This window comes from Pseudonocardia sp. T1-2H (genome assembly GCF_038039215.1).
GTDB lineage: Bacteria > Actinomycetota > Actinomycetes > Mycobacteriales > Pseudonocardiaceae > Pseudonocardia.
In genome coordinates, this window is record NZ_JBBPCL010000001.1 from 1,003,723 (window position 1) to 1,021,793 (window position 18,071).

Here is an 18,071-nt window from a genome sequence, read left to right on the forward strand (position 1 = left end):
GACCGGGTGAGGGCGATACTCGTCGGTGTGCAGCCGTCCGCCCTCCGGTTCCTCGGGCACTCGACGGTCCGGATCGAGCTGGCCGGCCGCGTCGTCCTCACCGACCCGGTGCTCACCCGGCGGGTGTCCGCGCTGCGCCGCGTCGTGCCGCCGCCTCGCCCCGAGGACTACGCGGACGCGGACGTCGTCCTCATCTCGCACCTGCACGGGGACCACCTGCACCTGCCGTCGCTGAAGCTGCTGCGCCCGGACGCCCGGGTGGTCGTGCCGCGCGGCGCGGGGGAGTGGGTGCGCCGCCGCGGTGTCGCCCGGGTGGACGAGCTGGCGGTCGGCGAGGAGCTGCGCGACGGGGCCCTGCGGATCACGGCCGTGCCCGCCGCGCACAGCGGGCACCGGTGGGGTCCGCGCTCGGCGCACGGCCCGGACGCGCCCGCGCTCGGCCACGTGCTGGAGGGCGACGGCTCGCGCGTCTACGTCTGCGGGGACACGGACCTGTTCGACGGCATGGCCGACATCGCCGCGGCCGGCCGCCTCGACGCCGCCCTGCTCCCGGTCTGGGGCTGGGGGCCGTCGCTCGGGCCCGGGCACCTCACCCCGCAACGCGCCGCCGTCGCCGTCGGGCGGCTGCGGCCGTCGCTGGTCGTGCCGGTGCACTGGGGAACCCTCGCCGTCGCCGGGCTGGCCCGCGCCCCGGGCCGCGCGGGTGCCCGGATGCGCCGGTTGCTGACCGAGCCGCCGCAGGAGTTCGCGGCCGCGGTCGCCGCCGGGAGCAGCGGCTCCCGCGTGGTCGTGGCGCGGCCCGGCGAGTCCGTCGAGGCGGCGATCCGGGCCGGCCGCGAACTGCGGAGCCGGCCGGGGGACGCCGCGTGAACTGGTCGGACCCGCAGGCCATCGGCTACCCGTTGCTCTTCGGCGCGTCGACACCTTCCCGCACTGCCCGGACATCATGATCAACAGTCGTTACGACCCGGCACGTGACGACGCGTCGCCGTTCGAGCCGCACGTCGGCTCGCACGGGGGCCTCGGCGGACCGCAGAGCCGCGGCTTCCTGATGTACCCCGGGGAGCTGCCGGCCCCGGGGGAGATCGTCGGCGCGGAGGCGCTGCACCGGGTCCTGCGGGGCTGGCTCACCCACCTCGGCCAGCCGGTCCCCGGCGAGGAACCGTCCGCCGAGGCCGACGAGATCCAGGCCGAGCGCGGATCCGTGGCAGGCTGATCGCCGGAACCCCGCGGCGGGCGCGGGTCGGGAAGGACGTGGTGACCGGGATGCCCGGAGACAGGTTCGTCCTGGTGCACGGGGCCCACCACGGTGGCTGGTGCTGGCGCCGGGTCGCGGGGCTGCTCCGCGAACGCGGGCACGACGTGTTCACCCCGACCCTGACCGGGCTCGGCGAGCGGTCCCATCTGCTCACCCCGGACGTCGGGCTGAGCACGATGACCGCCGACGTGGTGGCCGTCCTGGAGGCCGAGGAGCTCGACGACGTCGTCCTCGTCGGGCACAGCTTCGGCGCGCTCCCGGTGCTCGGTGCCGCCGACCGCGAAGCCGGGCGGATCCGGCGGATCGTCCTGCTCGACGGTCTGGTCGTCGACGCGGGGAAGTGCGCCTTCGACGCCCTGCCCGACGAGCTCGTGGCCCGGCGGACGAGCGACGCGCGGCGGCGCGGCGACGGGATCGCGATCCCGCCCCCGCCCGACGCCTCCGCGTTCGCCGTGACCGGGCCCGACGCGGCGTGGGTCGGACGCCGGCTCACGCCCCAGCCGTTGCGCAGCTATCAGGAGCCGCTGGACCTGGAGCATCCGCTCGGCAACGGGCTACCGGTCACCTACCTGCACTGCGTCGCACCGCGGTACGAGGCGATCGCCTCCTCGCTCGGCGTGGTGGCGCGGGCCGGCTTCGGATGCCGGGAGATCGAGACCGGGCACGACGCGATGATCACCGTCCCGGAGCTGGTCGTGGAGGAGCTGCTTCGCTGACGCGCTCGTGCGCGGAAATCGTTGCCAGGGCGACGATTTCCGCGCACGGGCGGCTCCGGCGCTATTCCGGCGCGGAGACCTCACGGCGCAGGATCTTGCCCGTCGGGCCCTTGGGCAGGGCGTCGACGATCCAGACCTTGCGCGGGTACTTGTAGGCCGCCATCCGCTCCTTCACGAAGTCCCGCAGCTCGTCCGGGTCCGCGCTCTGGCCGGCCTTGAGGGCCACCGCGGCGCCGATCTCCTCGCCGAGGTCCGAGTGCTTCATCCCGACGACCGCGGCCTCGGCCACGGCCGGGTGTTCGTAGAGGGTCTCCTCGACCTCGCGCGGGTAGACGTTGTAGCCGCCGCGGATGATCAGGTCCTTCTTCCGGTCGACGATGAAGTAGTAGCCGTCGGCGTCCTTGGTGGCGATGTCCCCGGTGCGGAACCAGCCGTCCGGGATCGCCTCGGCGGTCGCCTCGGGCCGGCCCCAGTAGCCCTTCATGACGTTCTCGCCGCGGATCGCGATCTCGCCGGGGGTGTCCGCGCCGACCTCGTTGCCGTCGTCGTCGACCAGCTTCATCTCGCAGCCGCGCACCTGGAAGCCGATCGAGCCGGGCTTGCGCTCGCGGCCGGGCTGGTTGAACGAGGCGACGGGGGAGGTCTCGGAGAGGCCGTAGCCCTCGAGGACCTGGCAGCCGAACTTCTGCTCGAACGCCTTGAGGATCTCCACCGGCATCGCCGAGCCGCCGGTGATGCACGTGCGCAGCGACGACATGTCCGCGCTGCCCGCGTTCGCGTGGTGCAGCATCCCGGCGTACATCGTGGGCACGCCCTCGAACACCGTGACCTTGTCCCGCCCGACCATCTCCAACGCCTTGCCGCCGTCGAAACGGGGGAGCAGGGTCAGGCAGGAACCGGAGACGACCGCGGCGTTGAGCCCGCAGGTCAGCCCGAACACGTGGAACAGCGGCAGGCAGCCCATGATCACGTCGTCCGACGTGATCTCGATGAGCGTGTCGACCGTCATGCGCGCGTTCGTGTTCAGGTTGCGGTGGGTGAGCTCGGCGCCCTTGGGCTGTCCGGTGGTGCCGGAGGTGTAGAGGATGACGGCGGTGTCGGTGTCGTCCCGCTCCACCGGCGTGGTGATCGGCTCGCCCTCGAGCTGCTCCGCCGACGGCCCGAGCGCGCTGACGACGACACCGGTGATCCCGACGGCCTCGGCCGCGGCGGGCACGACGTCGCCCCCGCCGTCCCAGCCGAACACCATCGACATGCCGGAGTCGTTCAGGTAGTACTCGACCTCCCGTGCCTTGAGCAGCGGGTTCATCGGGACCACGGTGGCGCCGGCGAGCAGCGCGCCGTAGAACAGGATGGGGAAGGCCGGCACGTTCGGCAGGACGAGCCCGACGCGGTCGCCCGGGGAGATCCCGCGCGACCTGAGGGTCCCGGCCACGGCGGCCGCTGCGGAGTGCAGGTCGCTGTAGGTCAGGACGTGGTCGTCGAGGCGCACCGCGGGGCGGTCGCCGTACTTCTCGGCGGTCGCGATGAGGTTCGCGGCCAGGTTTGTCATCGTCGACTCCCGTTGCTGGAGATGCTGATCGATCTCGCTCGTGGGCACTTTATGTCCTCTTGTCCGAGCGGCGGCGCCACCATCGGTCGGCGGGACGCCCGATGCGCCGTCCGGCGGCCCGCGCCCGCCCTCCGTTGCGAGGATCCGGTGGATCTGTCTACCGTCCGGCGGTGAGCGATGTGGCTGCGCCGGCGCCCCTGGCGGACGCCGATCTCCGGGACGCCCTCGACGGCGCCAACCTCCCGACGCTGCTGCTGGTGCTGGCCCACGTCACGGGGGACGACGGCTGGCTCACCGGCCGGTTCCGCCCGAGCCGCACCCGCGCCCTCGACGACAACGACACCGCGGGCCTCGACCCGGAGCGCAGGCACGAGCTGCGGGAGGCGGCGTTCGCGGTGCTCCGGGGAGTGCGCGAGGCCCCGTCACCCCCGGACGACGCGAGGATCGTGGCGATGCTGAGCGCCTCCCTCGGCGAGGAGATCCCGCCCGAGTACGCCGAGCCGATGGCCGAGGACGGCGGCTTCCGCGAACCGGCCTGGCTACGCGGCCCGGCGATCGGGCCCGACGGGCCGCGGGTCCTGGTGATTGGCGCGGGCGCTTCCGGGATCTGCATGGCCCACGCCCTGCGCCGGCTGCAGCTGGACTTCTCCGTCGTCGAGCGCAACGCCGACGTCGGCGGGACCTGGCTGGAGAACACCTATCCGGGAGCGGGGGTCGACACCCCGAGCCACCTCTACTCGTTCTCCTTCGGGCCACGGCCGTCGTGGAGCCGCTACTACCCGAAGCAGCCGGAGATCATCGCCTACCTGCGGGAGTTCGCCGCCCCGGTGCGGGACGCGATCACGTTCGGGACGTCGGTGGTGTCCGCGGTGTGGACCGGCACGAGCTGGGACGTCGTGCTCCGGGGCCCGGACGGGGAGGAGCAGCGGACCGTCGACGTCGTCGTCAGCTGCGTGGGGCAGTTCAACCAGCCCGCGACACCGGCGATCCCCGGCCTGGACACCTTCCCCGGCCCCGCCTTCCACACGGCTCGCTGGCGCCACGACGTCGACCTGCGCGGGAAGCGCGTCGGGGTGGTGGGGACCGGGGCCTCGTCGATGCAGGTGGTCCCCGAGATCGCCGGTGAGGCGGCCTCGGTGACGGTCTTCCAGCGCTCGCCGCAGTGGATCACCCCGAACGGCAACTACCTCCGGCGTATCGACGACCGGGTGCGCCGGCTCATGGAGCACCTCCCCGGCTACCGGACCTGGTACCGGCTGCGGCTGATGTGGATGCTGCAGGACAAGCTGCACCCGACGCTGCGCAGGGACCCGGACTGGCCGCATCCGGAACGCTCGATCAACGCCCTCAACGACAAGCACCGCCGGTTCTTCACCGCCCACGTCGACGCCCAGCTCGAGGGGGCCGAGCACCTCCGGGACGCGGTCCTGCCGGACTATCCGCCCTACGGCAAGCGGATTCTGATCGACAACGACTGGTTCACCACGATCCGCCGGGGCGACGTCGAGCTCGTCCCGTCCGGGGTCGCGGCCGTCGAGGGCTCGACCGTCGTGACGCAGGACGGCCGCCGCCACGACGTCGACGTCCTGGTGCTCGCCACGGGCTTCTCGTCGCGCCGGATGCTGTTCCCGATGGACGTCCGCGGCCGGTCCGGCGTGCCGTTGCGCGAGCAGTGGGGAACCGACGACGCCCGCGCCCACCTGGGCGTCGCCGTCCCGGACTTCCCCAACTTCTTCCTGGTCTACGGGCCGAACACGAACCTCGGTCACGGCGGCAGCACGTTCTTCCACACCGAGGCGCAGACCGGTTACGTCGTCGGGCTCCTCCGGGAAGCTCGCCGCGCACAAGGAGCCCCTGGAGGTGCGGCAGGAGGTCTGTGACGCCTACAACGCGCGCCTCGACGCCGCCCACGAGCAGATGATCTGGACCCACCCCGGCATGACGACGTACTACCGCAACGCGGCGGGCCGGGTCGTCACGACCACGCCGTGGCGGCTGGTGGACTACTGGCACATGACGCGCAGACCGGACACGGCGGACTTCCGGCCCGCCGACCAGTAGGTTCCCCGTCAGCTCGCCGGCCGGCGGGGACCGGACCCGCCCGTGCTCCTCGGGCCGGGGCTGCTGGAGGGCCCGGCCGAATCCGAAGACCCCGTTCGTGCTCTCCGCCCGGTCCGAGGAGCAGCTCACCGCGAGCACCCGCAAGACGCAGAAGATCTGTCGCCGTCGGCGGCCTCGACCAGGTCGTTGACCAGTTTGGTGGCCAGGGTGTATTCGAGGCGGTAGCCGGCCATTGCGGACACCAGGGCGTGTCGCGGGGCGTGGCGGGCGTGGGCGCGGCGCCGCTGCCGGGTGGGGTCGTATCGGTGGGCCCCGAGCTGGGGGAACGGCGCAGGCGCTCGGGCTGATCGCAGCGCTGCGTATCGCACGAGTCGCGCGATGTCGCCTCACCCCGCCGGCTCGGAGGCTCGACTCCACCTGGGGCGCCAGCGGCGAGGACAGCGTGCGGCGCGGGGGTGCCCTGTCCTCGCTCTCACAGCTCTGGTGCCGGCTTCTGGAGAGGACGAATACCGTGACCGACAGCGCAGCCAGGATCGCCGAGCCGGCGGGTGCCGGTGCTCCGAACTACCCGATGCCGCGGGCGGCGGCCTGCCCGTTCGACCCGCCCCCGCGACTGCAGCAGCTGCAGAACGAGGCGCCGATCACAAGGGTCCGGCTGTGGGACGGCAGCACACCGTGGCTGGTCACCCGCTACGACGACCAGCGGACGCTGCTGGCCGACCCGCGGATCAGCAGCGACTCCCACCACTCGCAATACCCCTTCGTGAGCGCGGGCCAGATGGCGACGCAGCAGCAGACCGCGACCTTTATCCGCATGGACGATCCCCAGCACGCACGGCGGCGCCGGATGGTGACCGCACCGTTCTCGATCAAGCGGGTGGAGGGACTGCGGCCCGCCGTCCAACGGATCGTGGACGGGTTGATCGACGACATGCTGGCCGGCCCGCGGCCGGTGGACCTGGTCGAGGCATTTTCCCTGCCGGTGCCGTCACTGGTGATCTGCACGCTGCTCGGCGTCCCGTACGCCGACCATGGCTTCTTCCAGGCCAACTCCCGGCTCCTGGTCAAGCGCACCACGCCCGCGGACGAGGCGCAGGCCGCCCAGCAGCGCCTGGTCGACTACCTCGACCGACTGGTCACCGAGAAGATGGCGAACCCCGGAAACGACCTGCTGACCGAACTGGCCGGGCGGGTCACGGCGGGGGAGGTCTCCCGGCAGGAGGCGGCGGCCACCGGTCGCCTGCTGCTGGTCGCCGGGCACGAAACCACCGCGAACATGATCGCGCTGGGCACGCTGGCCCTGCTGCAGCACCCCGACCAGCTGGCCGTGCTGCAGAACACCGACGACTCCACGGTGATCGCCGCCGCGGTCGAGGAGCTGCTGCGCTACCTGAGCATCGTGCACACCGGGCGCCGCCGGGTGGCGCTGGCCGACATCGACATCGGCGACGAGACCATCCGGGCCGGCGAGGGCGTGATCCTGGCCAACGAACTCGGCAACCGCGACCCGGCCGCCTTCGCCGACCCCCACCGCCTGGACCTGCGCCGCAACGCCCGCCACCACGTGGCCTTCGGCTTCGGGGTGCACCAGTGCCTGGGCCAGCCGCTGGCCCGCGTCGAGCTGCAGGTGGTCTACGGCACCCTCTTCCGCCGCGTCCCCACCCTCCGGCTGGCCGCCGAGCGGGGCAACCTCGACCAGATCCCGTTCAAACACGACGGGGCGATCTACGGCGTCTACCAGCTCCCCGTCACCTGGTGAGACCCCCGACGAACAACACAACGACAGGCAAGGAGATCTCTGATGAGGGTGACCGTGGACCAGGACAAATGCGTCGCCGCCGGGAACTGCGTGCTCACCGCCCCGGCCGTGTTCGACCAGCGTGACGAGGACGGCATCGTGGTCGTGCGGGACCCGACCCCGCCCACTGAGCTGGCCGACGCCGTCCGGCAGGCGGCCGCGCTCTGCCCCGCCCGGGCCATCACCGTCGCGGACTGACATGGGCGCCGGGATCGTCGGCCATACGGCCCAGCGGACGAGCCAGGTGAACGCACCTCGTGCCGGCACGGGGCCGATACGCTTCAAGTTTCATCATCGAGCACCCGCGCCGGGCGACGGTCGGGACCGAGGAGGAACCATGACGACGGCCTTCCCGGATCGTGGAGGGTCGGTTAGGCCGCTGCGCGTCGTCCTCGTGGACGACCACGAGATGGTGGTGGCCGGGATCAAGGCCATGCTCGTGCCGTTCCAGGGCCGGATCCGGGTGGTCGGCGAGGCGATCGGTGCGGACCGCGCAGTGGAGGTGGTCGCCTCACTCATCCCCGACATCGTGCTCTGCGACGTGCGCATGCACGGCGTCAGCGGCCTCGACCTGTGCCGCAAGCTGCGGGAGCGCGACCCGAACTGCAAGGTCGTGCTGCTCAGCGTCTACGACGACGAGCAGTACCTGTTCCAGGCACTGCGCGCGGGCGCGTCCGGCTACCTGCTCAAGCAGATCACGAGCGACGAGCTGGTGCGCCAACTCGAGCTGGCGCACACCGGGGCCACCGTCATCGACAGCGCGCTGGCCGGCCGCGCCGTCGACACCGCGGCGCGGTTGCAGAGCGACGAGTTCTGGCCCGGCGCGCGGCACGGACTCACCCACCGCGAGAGCGAGGTGCTGGAGCTGGTGGTGGCGGGCCTGTCCAACCGCGGCGTGGCCGCCCGGCTCGTGGTGAGCGACGAGACGGTGAAGAGCCACCTGCGGGCGATCTACCGCAAGCTTCAGGTCAACGACCGCAGCGGGGCCGTGGCCACCGCGCTGCGCGAGGGGATCTTCCTGTGAGTGACGTGCTCGGCCTGGCGGATCCGGAGCGGGAGAACGGGCTGCTGCTGCGGCTGATCGAGGCCGCCTCCATCGGACCCGCCGTGGAACCGCTCGCGTCAGCCGTTGCGCAGCTGATCACCGACGCCACCGACACCGACGTCTGCTTCGTGCACGTGCTCGACGACGGCGAGCGCTCGCTGAGCCTCGCCGGCGCGACGGCGCCGTTCGACCGGGCGGTGGGCAAGGTCCGGCTCCCGATCGAGACCGGCGTCACCGGATGGGTGGCCCGCAACCGGACGCCGACGGTGATCGTCGAGAACAAGGAGAGCGATCCGCGGTACGTGCCCATCCCGGCCCTGCGCGGCACCGACTTCACGTCGATGGCGTCGGTGCCCATGGCCACCGACACGGCGGGGCTCGTCGGCGTGCTGAACGTGCACACGGTGGTCCGGCGGGAGTTCACCGACCGCGACATCCGACTGCTCGTGGTGATCGGCGGCCTGGTGGCGGGCGCGCTGCACCAGGCACGGATGCACCGGCGGCTCGCTGCCCGCGAGCTGGCTACCGAGCGGTTCACCGAGCAGGTGATCGCCGCGCAGGAGACCGAGCGGCGCCGGCTGGCCGGCGACATCCATGACGGAATCTCCCAGCGGCTCGTCACGCTCAACTACCACCTCGACGCGATGGAGCACACACTCCTGCAGGACCCGCAGGTTGCGGCCGGGCAGCTCGTGCTGGCCCGGGAGCTGCTCGACCTCACGCTGGACGAGGCCCGGGCCGCGATCGGCGGCCTGCGCCCGCCTGTGCTCGACGACCTCGGCCTCGCCGGCGGCCTGGCCAGCCTGGCCCGGTCCATCCCGGAGCTGGAGCTGAGCCTCGACCTCGCCGAGGAGCGGCTGCCCGAGCACGTCGAGATCGCGCTCTACCGCATCGCGCAGGAGGGCCTGCAGAACATCACCAAGCATGCCGGCGCCACGGCCGGCCGGCTGCGGTTCGCCGTCCGGCAGGGTCGGGCGGAGCTGCAGGTGTCCGACAACGGGGCGGGTTTCGACACCGTCGCGATCAGCGAGACCGCCACCGGCTACGGCATGCGGTCGATGTCCGAACGGGCGGAGGTGGTGGGCGGGACGCTGCACGTCGCCTCCACACCCGGCGGCGGCACCACGATCACCGCGGTCGTCCCGGTCGAGGGACTGCGGGCATGACCACCGACGCGCGGTTGCGCGCCTCCGTCGCGTCAGCATGGCCACCAAGACGGTGACGTCCCGCGCCCTACCCGCCCAGCGCCTGCTTCCGCCGGTCCATCAGCCGCAAGATCATCGGCGTGAAGATCAGCTGCATGGCCAGATCCATCTTCCCGCCGGGGCAGACGATGGTGTTGGGCCGCGACATGAACGAGTCGTGCAGCATCGACAACAGGTAGGGGAAGTCGATCCCGTGCGGATCGCGGAACCGGATGATCAGCATCGACTCGTCGGCCGTCGGGATGGTCCGGGCGATGAACGGGTTGGAGGTGTCGACGACGGGCACCCGCTGGAAGTTCACGTCGGTGTGGGTGAACTGCGGACATATGTAGTGCACGTAGTCCGGCATCCGGCGCAGGATCGTCTCGGTCACCGCCTCGGCGGTGTAGCCGCGCGCCGCCTTGTCCCGCTGCAGCTTCTGGATCCACTCGAGGTTGAGCACCGGGACGACGCCGATCCGCAGGTCCGCGTACCGTCCGACGTCGACCTCGTCCGTGACGACCGCCCCGTGCAGGCCCTCGTAGAACAGCAGGTCCGTATCGAGCGGCACGCTCTCCCACGGGGTGAAAGTGCCGGGTTGCTGCCCGTAGGGGGCGGCCTCCAGGTCGTCGTGCAGATACTTGCGGACCTTGCCGGAACCCGTCTCGCCATAGGTGCGGAACAGCTCCTCGATCTGGTCGAAGAGGTTCGCCTCGGGGCCGAAGTGGCTGAACGCGTAGTCGCCGCGGGCGTGCGCCTCGGCCATCGCCGCCTTCATCTCGACGCGGTCGAAGCGGTGGAAGCTGTCGCCCTCGACGAACGCGGGGTTCACCCCCTCGCGCCGGAAGATCTGCGCGAACGTGCGCATCACCGACGTGGTGCCCGCACCGGACGAGCCGGTGACCGAGATGATCGGGTACTTGCGTGACATGCCTCTGCCTCCCTCGGATACCGTCGGGCCCGCTCAGCCGCCGGACACGCGGAACAGGCCACGCACGCCGTACAGGGGTGAGTCGTACGGGCGGTCGTTGTGCTCGCGGTGGTAACGGTCGATCAGCGCGACCTCCTCCTCCGCCCCGAAGATCAACGGGATGCGCTGGTGCAGGCCGGACGGGACGACGTCGAGGATGCGCTCGCGCCCGGTGCTCGCCACACCGCCCGCCTGCTCGATGAGGAACGCGACCGGGTTGGCCTCGTAGAGCAGCCGCAGCCGGCCCGGCTTGGCCGGGTCCTTCGTGTCGCGGGGGTACAGGAACACCCCGCCCCGGGTGAGGATGCGGTGCGTCTCGGCGACCAGCGAGGCGATCCAGCGCATGTTGAAGTCCTTGTGCCGCGGCCCGGACCGGCCGGCCTGGCACTCGTCGACGTAGCGGCGCACGGCAGGCTCCCAGAACCGACGGTTCGACGAGTTGATCGCGTACTCGCTCGTCCTGGCCGGCACCTGGATCGACTCGCGGGTGAGGACGAACTCGCCGAGCGCCCGGTCGAGGGTGAACACGTGTACGCCCCGGCCCACCGTCACCACGAGCATCGTCGCCGGGCCGTACAGCGCGTAGCCCGCGCAGACCTGCGCAGTCCCTGGCTGCAGGAAGTCCTGCGTCGTCGCGTCCACCCCGGGCTCGGGCGCGCGCAGGATCGAGAAGATGCTGCCGACCGATACGTTCACGTCGATGTTGGACGATCCGTCGAGCGGGTCGAAGACCAGCAGGTACTTGCCCCGCGGGTACTCCGCGGGCAGTACGTAGGGCTCGTCGAGCTCCTCCGAGGCCATTCCCGCCAGGCGGCCGCTGCGCTCGGTCGCCCGCAGGAAGTAGTCGTTGGCGGCCACGTCGAGCTTGTGCTGCACCTCGCCGTGGACATTGGTCTGGTCGATCTTGCCCATCGAGTCGCGTAGGGCACCGAACGCGGCGCGGTCGGCGACTGCCTTGCACGCCAGCGCGACCTCGAGGATCACGGAGTTCAGGTCCCCGTCCGAGGCGGGATGGTGGCGCCGTTCCTCGCTGAGGAACTGCGTGAGCGTCGTGCGGTCGGCGAGCATGGTTCTGTTCACCTCATTCGGTGGACGGACGGCGGGCCGCGGACGGGCCGGGCCGGCGGTCGCCGGGTCAAAGACTGGCGGCAGGCCCGGGCGCGGCCATCCCCCTCGTGGGGGAGCCGACCGGGGGTTCTCCGGTCGGGGTTCTCAGGAGCGGGGTTCGCGCCAGTCGAGCGCCGGGACGGCGAGCACGTGCTCGATCAGCAGCCGGGTGGACGGCGTCGGGTCCGGCTGGCTGACGACGTGCCATGGCCGGTCGAGCGGGACGCCGGGAACCGGCAGCTCGACCAGTGCGCCGGAGCCCAGCTCGCGGCTGACGGCATGCCGCGACACGAGCGTGACGCCGAGCCCGGCCACGGCCGCGGCGATGACCGCGCCGTTCGAGCCGAGTGTCATCTGCGGCGGGGAGACGTCCAGGCGCTCCAGCAGGGCGGCGCAGGTCGCCCGCATCCCCGACGCCGGCTCGCGCAGCAGCCAGGTCACCCGGGCCGGGTCGAAATCGGGGCGTTCGTCCGGCGCACCGACCACGACCAGCGAATTAGGGCTCACCGCCCGCACCCTGGCGGGGAACAGGTCGTCCGGCGGCCGTCCCGCAACCACGAGGTCGACCTCGTGACGCGCCAGCATCGGCCAGATCAGGCCCCGTGGCGCTACCTCCAGCCGCAGCACCACGCCGGGGTGCTTCTCGCGGAAGGAGGCGAGCATGTCCGGGATCAGGAACTCCCCGGCGGTGGTGACCGCGCCGAGCCGGACCGCGCCGTGCTCGGGATCCGCCTCCGCGTGGGCCGCGAGGACGGCCTCGGCGTGCAGGCCGAGGATCCGGCGGGCGTACTCGGCGTAGCGTTCCCCGGCCGGGGTCAACCGGACGCCGCGGCCGTGCCGGGTGACGAGCGGGGTGCCCACGTCCGCGGTGAGGGCGCTGACCGAGGAGGACACGGACGACTCGGTCACCACCAGACGTTCGGCCGCCCGGCGGACCGAGCCGGTCTCGGCCAGCTCGACCAGCGCGCGCAGCCTGGCGTTGGTGGTCACCTCGTCGTCCGATCCGTCCCCATCAGGCCGAGCGCACCGTCGTGGTGTCGGCGTCCTCATTGAACACCCGGCTCGCAAGCAGGTCGGACGCCTCGATGGTCATCAAGGCCGCCAGGTCGACCCGCGGGTCCTCCTGATCCAGGAGCCTACGTGCCTGCCGCAACCGGGCCCGCTCCATCGCGTTGCGAACGCTCCGCGCATTGGCGAACCACGGCTGCCCGACGCGCCGCTCCAGGTAGCGGCGCAGGACGACACGAGCCTCGTCGGAGAACCGGTAGGCCAGCTCGTCGGTCATCAGGACCGCGATCTCCTCCAGCTCGGTGACCGTGTAGTCCGGGAACGTGATGTGGTGGGCGATGCGGCTCTGCATCCCCGGGTTCGCCGCGAAGAAGACGTCCATCTTGTCGGCATACCCGGCCAGGATGACCACGAGGTCGTCGCGGTTGCTCTCCATGACCTGCAGCAGGATCTCGATCGACTCGGATCCGTAGTCCCGGTCGTTCTCGACCTTGTACAGGTAGTACGCCTCGTCGATGAACAGCAGGCCCCCCATCGCCCGCTTGATGACGTCCTTGGTCTTCGGCGCGGTGTGGCCGACGTACTCCCCGACGAGGTCGTCCCGGGTGACGCTGACCAGGTGGCCGCGGCGCAGGTAGCCCAGCCGGTGCAGCAGGTCGGCCATCCGCAGCGCCACCGTCGTCTTGCCGGTTCCGGGGTTGCCGGTGAAGCACATGTGCAAGGTCGGTCGTCTCGCGGTGATCCCGTATCGCTCCCGCATCCGGTCGATCAGCAGCAGGGAGGCGATCTCCTCGATGCGGGTCTTCACCGGCGCCAGACCGACCAGCTCGGTGTTCAGCTTCGCCAGCACGTCGTCGATGCCGGCTTCCCGTCGGGCCGCGGCCAGGTCGACCACGGCGTCGGCGGGGAGGTGCTCGACGGTCTCTTCCTCCGCGGGGTCCGGTCCGGGCGCCTGGCTCGGCCGGTAACCGAACGGAGTGCCCTGTCCGGTCTCCACCCTGCTCACCCCTCTCGGTAACGGTTCCCGACGGGGCGGTCGGTCGCGTAGGCGCGGGTCGTGTAGCGGATCTGGCGGTCCTGGGCCTCCTGCCGCTCGAGCTGGAACCCGGGTTCCTCGGCGGGCCGCTGCACGATGAACGACAGCGCCGTGGTCTGGCGGCCCAGCCGCGCGTCGTAGGCGGTGAGCCGGATGTAGGTGTTCGGCTCGGCGGCTCGGCAGGCGTTGACCTCGGCCAGCACCCCGGCCGGGTCCTTGAGGTCGAACATCGGCAGACCCCACATCTCCCAGTAGACGTTGCGGGGGTGGGGGTCGTCGGTGAACTCCACCGACAGCGGCCAGTCGTTATCCAAGCAGTACTCGATCTGCTCGGAGATCTCCTCGTCGGTGAAGTCGGGCAGGTAGGAGAAGGTGCCCTGGGTGACGCGCACGGTCGGCTCCTCAGACTGTCGTCGGCGTCGCGACGACGTCGGGGACGTCGGTGGACTCGTAGTTGAAGGTGATGTCGCCCCACGTGGCCAGGGCCATGTCCAGAGCGCGGTTCTTGGAGGCGGCCTTCCGGAGGATCTCCTCGCCCTCCTTGTAGTAGTCGACACCCTCGTTCCGCGCCTTGATCATCGCCTCGAGCGCCACCCGGTTCGCCTCGGCACCGGCCGCGATGCCCATGGGGTGCCCGATCGTGCCGCCACCGAACTGGAGGACGACGTCCTCGCCCAGGTAGTGGAGCAGCTGGTGCATCTGGCCGGCGTGGATGCCGCCGGAGGCCACCGGCATCACCGGGGGCATCGACGCCCAGTCCTGGTCGAAGTACAGACCCTTGACCGGGTCGGCCTCGACGTTGTTGTCACGCAGGGTCTCGTAGAAGCCCGCCGTGGAGTACGGGTCGCCCTCCAGCTTCCCGACGACGGTCCCGGCGTGGATGTGGTCGACACCGGCCAGCCGCATCCACTTGGAGATCACCCGGAAGCTGATGCCGTGGGTCTTCTGCCGGGTGTAGGTGCCGTGCCCCGCGCGGTGCAGGTGCAGGATCACGCCGTTGGCCCGGGCCCAATTCGCCATCGACTGGATCGCGGTGTAGCCGATCGTGAGGTCGATCATCACGACGACCGAGCCGAGCTCCTTGGCGAAGTTCGCCCGCTCGTACATCTGCTCCATCGTCCCGGCGGTGACGTTGAGGTAGTGGCCCTTGATCTCGCCGGTCGCGGCCTGCGCACGGTTGACCGCCTCCATGACGAACAGGAAGCGGTCCCGCCAGCGCATGAACGGCTGCGAGTTGATGTTCTCGTCGTCCTTGGTGAAGTCCAGGCCACCGCGCAGCGCCTCGTAGACGACGCGGCCGTAGTTACGTGCGGACAGGCCCAGCTTCGGCTTCGTGGTCGCGCCGAGCAGCGGGCGGCCGTACTTGTTGAGGTACTCGCGCTCCATCACGATCCCGTGCGCCGGGCCCTGGAACGTCTTCACGTAGGTGACGGGGATCCGCATGTCCTCCAGGCGCAGCGCCTTGAGCGGCTTGAACCCGAACACGTTGCCGATGATCGAGCTCGTCAGGTTCGCGATCGAGCCCTCCTCGAACAGGTCGAGGTCGTAGGCGATCCAGGCGATGTACTGCCCCGGCGTGCCCGGGACGGCCTCCACCTTGTAGCACTTGGCCTGGTAGTGCTCGTAGCTGGTGAGCCGGTCGGTCCACACGACCGTCCACGTCGCGGTGCTCGACTCCCCCGCCACGGCGGCGCCCGCCTCCTCCGGCGGCACCCCCTCCTGCGGGGTGATCCGGAAGGCGCACAACACGTCGGTGTCCTTGGGGACGTAGTCGGGCTGCCAGTAACCCATCTCGGCGTAGGGGATGACCCCGGCGTTCCAGCGGTTCGTCATGGCTCCTATGGTCGGCATCACAAACCCCGGCGTCTATCGAGACTTCCTCGCGAACACTTGAGCGATCACTGAATATTCACGGGCTCCCCGACCGTCTCCCCAGGATGGGTGAGGCCCTCCCCGGAGCCGGTCCGTACGTTCGGCGACCACGTTCGCCGACGGAGGGAACTCGCGACATGGGTTCGTGCAGACAGATCGCGGCGCAGATGGTGGCCCCCGGAAAGGGCGTCCTCGCCGCGGACGAGAGCATCGGCACGATGTCCAGCCGGCTGGAGAAGGCGGGGGTCGAGGCCACCACCGAGCACCGGCGCCGCTACCGGGAACTGCTGGCAGCGACGCCGGGACTGGCCGACGGCGCCTCGGGGATCATCTTCTGCGACGAGACCCTGGGGCAGACCTTCGCCGACGGGACACCGTTCGCCCGGGCCGTACTCGCGCTGGGCATCCTGCCCGGCATCAAGGTCGACACCGGCGCCAAGCCCTGTCCGGGGCTGCCCGGGGAGACGGTCACCGATGGCCTCGACGGCCTGACCGGCCGGCTGGCGCACTACGCCGAGATCGGCGCGGCGTTCGCCAAGTGGCGCGCCGTCTACGTCATCACCGACGAGCTGCCCAGCCCAGGAGCCCTGCGCAGCAACGGCAACGCCCTGGCCCGCTACGCGGCGGCCTGCCAGGCGGCCGGGATCGCGCCGATCGTCGAGCCCGAGGTCCTGATGGACGGCGCCCACTCGATCGAGCGCTGCGCGGAGGTCACAGCCGCGGTGCACGCGGCGGTCCGCGAGGAGCTCGCGCTACTGGGCGTCGACCTGGCCGGGATCGTGCTCAAGCCCAACATGGTGATCGAGGGCAAGGGCAACCCTGAGCAGTCCTCGCCGGAGCGGGTCGCCGAGGCCACCGTCGAGGTGCTGCGCGCCTGGCCCGACGAGCTGGCCGGCGTCACGTTCCTCTCCGGCGGGCAGTCGCCCGAGTGCGCGACCGCCAACCTCGAGGCGATGCAGCACCACCGCACGCCCTGGCCGCTGACGTTCTCGTTCGGCCGCGCCCTGGTGGACCCGGCGCTGGCGGCGTGGCACGGCGACCCGGCCCTGGTCGAGGCCGGGCAGGCCGCGCTCGCCGAGCGCGTCGCCGCCAACTCGGCCGCAGTGCGACGGCGGGCGCAGCTGCAGCCGGCCTGACCCGCCGTCAGGCCGTGTCCCCGGACACGGCCTCACGGCGGCCTGACGCTCGGGGCTCGCAGGGGCACTGCTCGTCCTCGTAGACCGACAGCAGGACGGCCCTGCGCTCCGGGTCGCGCTCGTGCACCGCCCGGTGCGAGGAGCGCGCGGGCGCGAGGCGTGGGCGCGTCGCTGGCCGGCCTGACCGCCGCGGCGACCCTGCGCCGAGAGGGCTTCATCGGCTCCCTGACCATGGACGGCCGGCGGCCCGCACCCGCCCCTGCGTGGCGCCCGGCGTTCACGACGCACCCACTGGGCTCGACGCGAACCCGGTCACCACGTCCGCGATCGCCTCGGAGGCGCCGGGCGTACCACTGAGGTAGACCAGAGCCAGGGCCACCGGCTCCGGCTAGCTAGCTCGGCGCGGGAGTGGACCACGATCAGCCCGCGCGCGTTGTCGCCGTACACGGGCTCGAGCACCAGCGGGAACGACAGGTCGCTACGCCAGGCCAGGGCCTCGACGGGCCCTACCCCCTCACTCGCCCTTCCACACGGGCGCCCGCTTCTCGGCGAACGCGGTGGCGCCCTCCCGGGCGTCGGAGGAGGTGAAGACGGGCCGCATGATCTCCTCCTGGCGGGACCAGCGCTCCTCCACGGGCCAGTCCGGCGCCCCGACGACGATCTCCTTCGTCGCCCGGACGGCCAGCGGGCCGTTGGCCCCGATCTGCCGGGCCAGCTCCAGCGCCCCGGCCAGCGCCTCGCCCGGCTCGGTCAGCCGGTTCACCAGGCCCCAGGCGTGCGCGGGCTCGGCGCCGAAGTGCTCGCCCGTCAGTGCGTACTCCAGCGCGATGCCGCGGGGGATCCGCTCCGGCAGCCGGAACAGCCCGCCCGCGCCGGCGACGAGCGACCGCTTCGTCTCCGGCAGCCCGAACTTCGCGTCCCGCGCGGCGACGATCATGTCGCAGGCGAGGGCGATCTCGCAGCCGCCGGCCAGCGCGTAGCCCTCGACCGCGGCGATGATCGGCGTCTTCGGCGGGGTCAGGGTGATTCCCGCCAGGCCCCGCCCCTCGATCGACGGCGTGTCCCCCGCGAGGAACGCCTTGAGGTCCATCCCCGCGCAGAACGTGCCGCCCGCGCCGGTGAGGATCCCGACGGAGAGCGTCGGGTCCCCGTCGAGCTCGTCGAGCGCGGCGGCCACCGCTCGTCCCAGCTCGCCGTTCACCGCGTTCCGTACCTGCGGGCGGTTGAGGGTGATCACCAGGACCGCCCCCTCGCGCTCGGTCAGGACCACCGCGTCGCCTGATTCGGCCATGCCCGCCTCCGTGCCGGTTCACCGGATGAGCCTGCTC

At 71.6% G+C, this 18,071-nt stretch carries 17 protein-coding genes and 1 pseudogene; 10 read left to right on the plus strand and 8 right to left on the minus strand.

Going from position 1 to position 18,071, the window contains the following annotated elements; translation table 11 throughout:
- Positions 1–27: 27 nt before the first annotated feature.
- The 3 genes and pseudogenes from WBK50_RS05110 to WBK50_RS05120 all read left to right on the plus strand — a co-directional run bounded on the left by WBK50_RS05110 (position 28) and on the right by WBK50_RS05120 (position 1,974).
- Positions 28–870 carry an MBL fold metallo-hydrolase gene (locus WBK50_RS05110; protein WP_341334476.1) on the plus strand — a complete coding sequence of 281 codons (843 nt, stop codon included), beginning with the start codon at positions 28–30 and terminating at the stop codon, positions 868–870.
- Positions 871–904: 34 nt separating this feature from the next.
- Positions 905–1,216 (plus strand): annotated as a pseudogene (locus WBK50_RS05115) (phage holin family protein); the annotation flags it as partial.
- A 50-nt stretch (positions 1,217–1,266) separates the two neighbouring features.
- Positions 1,267–1,974: an alpha/beta fold hydrolase gene (locus tag WBK50_RS05120; RefSeq protein ID WP_341334477.1), complete on the plus strand. Its 708-nt coding sequence runs from the start codon at positions 1,267–1,269 to the stop codon at positions 1,972–1,974.
- 61 nt (positions 1,975–2,035) lie between these two features.
- Here the strand turns inward: WBK50_RS05120 and WBK50_RS05125 are convergent, their stop codons facing one another.
- A complete protein-coding gene (locus tag WBK50_RS05125; RefSeq protein ID WP_341334478.1) occupies positions 2,036–3,526 on the minus strand; it encodes a long-chain-fatty-acid--CoA ligase in 1,491 nt (496 codons plus the stop codon).
- A gap of 170 nt (positions 3,527–3,696) precedes the next feature.
- On the opposite strand from WBK50_RS05125, the gene WBK50_RS05130 reads away from it, so the two are divergent.
- From WBK50_RS05130 to WBK50_RS05155, 6 genes are all read left to right on the plus strand, one after another.
- Positions 3,697–5,406, plus strand: coding sequence for a flavin-containing monooxygenase (locus tag WBK50_RS05130; protein WP_341334479.1), 1,710 nt, complete (start codon positions 3,697–3,699; stop codon positions 5,404–5,406).
- On the plus strand, positions 5,387–5,587 hold the full coding sequence (locus tag WBK50_RS05135) for a hypothetical protein (protein WP_341334480.1): 201 nt from the start codon (positions 5,387–5,389) through the stop codon (positions 5,585–5,587). Before WBK50_RS05130 ends, WBK50_RS05135 begins: the two co-directional genes overlap by 20 nt.
- Before the next feature lie 571 nt (positions 5,588–6,158).
- A complete protein-coding gene (locus WBK50_RS05140) occupies positions 6,159–7,346 on the plus strand; it encodes a cytochrome P450 (protein WP_341339300.1) in 1,188 nt (395 codons plus the stop codon).
- 42 nt (positions 7,347–7,388) lie between these two features.
- Positions 7,389–7,583, plus strand: coding sequence for a ferredoxin (locus tag WBK50_RS05145; protein WP_341334481.1), 195 nt, complete (start codon positions 7,389–7,391; stop codon positions 7,581–7,583).
- 139 nt (positions 7,584–7,722) lie between these two features.
- A complete protein-coding gene (locus WBK50_RS05150) occupies positions 7,723–8,409 on the plus strand; it encodes a response regulator transcription factor (RefSeq protein WP_341334482.1) in 687 nt (228 codons plus the stop codon).
- Entirely contained in the window at positions 8,406–9,596 is a 1,191-nt protein-coding gene (locus tag WBK50_RS05155) for a GAF domain-containing sensor histidine kinase (RefSeq protein ID WP_341334483.1), read from the plus strand. Before WBK50_RS05150 ends, WBK50_RS05155 begins: the two co-directional genes overlap by 4 nt.
- A gap of 67 nt (positions 9,597–9,663) precedes the next feature.
- Here WBK50_RS05155 and WBK50_RS05160 read toward each other — a convergent pair whose 3' ends face one another.
- The 6 genes from WBK50_RS05160 to WBK50_RS05185 all read right to left on the minus strand — a co-directional run bounded on the left by WBK50_RS05160 (position 9,664) and on the right by WBK50_RS05185 (position 15,568).
- On the minus strand, positions 9,664–10,545 hold the full coding sequence (locus WBK50_RS05160; protein ID WP_341334484.1) for a phosphoribulokinase: 882 nt from the start codon (positions 10,543–10,545) through the stop codon (positions 9,664–9,666).
- 33 nt (positions 10,546–10,578) lie between these two features.
- Positions 10,579–11,652, minus strand: coding sequence for a class 1 fructose-bisphosphatase (locus tag WBK50_RS05165; protein ID WP_341334485.1), 1,074 nt, complete (start codon positions 11,650–11,652; stop codon positions 10,579–10,581).
- A 144-nt stretch (positions 11,653–11,796) separates the two neighbouring features.
- Positions 11,797–12,681 carry a LysR substrate-binding domain-containing protein gene (locus tag WBK50_RS05170; RefSeq protein ID WP_341334486.1) on the minus strand — a complete coding sequence of 295 codons (885 nt, stop codon included), beginning with the start codon at positions 12,679–12,681 and terminating at the stop codon, positions 11,797–11,799.
- Positions 12,682–12,703: 22 nt separating this feature from the next.
- Positions 12,704–13,696 (minus strand): CbbX protein, encoded by a 993-nt coding sequence (cbbX, locus tag WBK50_RS05175; protein WP_341334487.1) that lies wholly within the window; start codon positions 13,694–13,696, stop codon positions 12,704–12,706.
- A gap of 5 nt (positions 13,697–13,701) precedes the next feature.
- On the minus strand, positions 13,702–14,127 hold the full coding sequence (locus WBK50_RS05180) for a ribulose bisphosphate carboxylase small subunit (RefSeq protein WP_341334488.1): 426 nt from the start codon (positions 14,125–14,127) through the stop codon (positions 13,702–13,704).
- Positions 14,128–14,137: 10 nt separating this feature from the next.
- Entirely contained in the window at positions 14,138–15,568 is a 1,431-nt protein-coding gene (locus tag WBK50_RS05185) for a form I ribulose bisphosphate carboxylase large subunit (RefSeq protein WP_341334489.1), read from the minus strand.
- Positions 15,569–15,744: 176 nt separating this feature from the next.
- Between WBK50_RS05185 and WBK50_RS05190 the strand changes: the two genes are divergently transcribed.
- Positions 15,745–16,743 (plus strand): class I fructose-bisphosphate aldolase, encoded by a 999-nt coding sequence (locus WBK50_RS05190; RefSeq protein WP_341334490.1) that lies wholly within the window; start codon positions 15,745–15,747, stop codon positions 16,741–16,743.
- Positions 16,744–17,257: 514 nt separating this feature from the next.
- Here the strand turns inward: WBK50_RS05190 and WBK50_RS05195 are convergent.
- Positions 17,258–18,034 carry a crotonase/enoyl-CoA hydratase family protein gene (locus WBK50_RS05195; protein WP_341334491.1) on the minus strand — a complete coding sequence of 259 codons (777 nt, stop codon included), beginning with the start codon at positions 18,032–18,034 and terminating at the stop codon, positions 17,258–17,260.
- Positions 18,035–18,071: the final 37 nt, after the last annotated feature.

Excerpts from the sequence above, each read along its gene's own strand:
- WBK50_RS05120 (WP_341334477.1), top strand. The coding sequence starts at position 1,267 with ATGCCCGGAGACAGGTTCGTCCTGGTGCACGGGGCCCACCACGGTGGC.
- WBK50_RS05125 (WP_341334478.1), bottom strand. The coding sequence starts at position 3,526 with ATGACAAACCTGGCCGCGAACCTCATCGCGACCGCCGAGAAGTACGGC.
- WBK50_RS05140 (WP_341339300.1), top strand. The coding sequence starts at position 6,159 with ATGCCGCGGGCGGCGGCCTGCCCGTTCGACCCGCCCCCGCGACTGCAG.
- WBK50_RS05145 (WP_341334481.1), top strand. The coding sequence starts at position 7,389 with ATGAGGGTGACCGTGGACCAGGACAAATGCGTCGCCGCCGGGAACTGC.
- WBK50_RS05150 (WP_341334482.1), top strand. The coding sequence starts at position 7,723 with ATGACGACGGCCTTCCCGGATCGTGGAGGGTCGGTTAGGCCGCTGCGC.
- WBK50_RS05160 (WP_341334484.1), bottom strand. The coding sequence starts at position 10,545 with ATGTCACGCAAGTACCCGATCATCTCGGTCACCGGCTCGTCCGGTGCG.
- WBK50_RS05165 (WP_341334485.1), bottom strand. The coding sequence starts at position 11,652 with ATGCTCGCCGACCGCACGACGCTCACGCAGTTCCTCAGCGAGGAACGG.
- WBK50_RS05185 (WP_341334489.1), bottom strand. The coding sequence starts at position 15,568 with ATGACGAACCGCTGGAACGCCGGGGTCATCCCCTACGCCGAGATGGGT.
- WBK50_RS05190 (WP_341334490.1), top strand. The coding sequence starts at position 15,745 with ATGGGTTCGTGCAGACAGATCGCGGCGCAGATGGTGGCCCCCGGAAAG.
- WBK50_RS05195 (WP_341334491.1), bottom strand. The coding sequence starts at position 18,034 with ATGGCCGAATCAGGCGACGCGGTGGTCCTGACCGAGCGCGAGGGGGCG.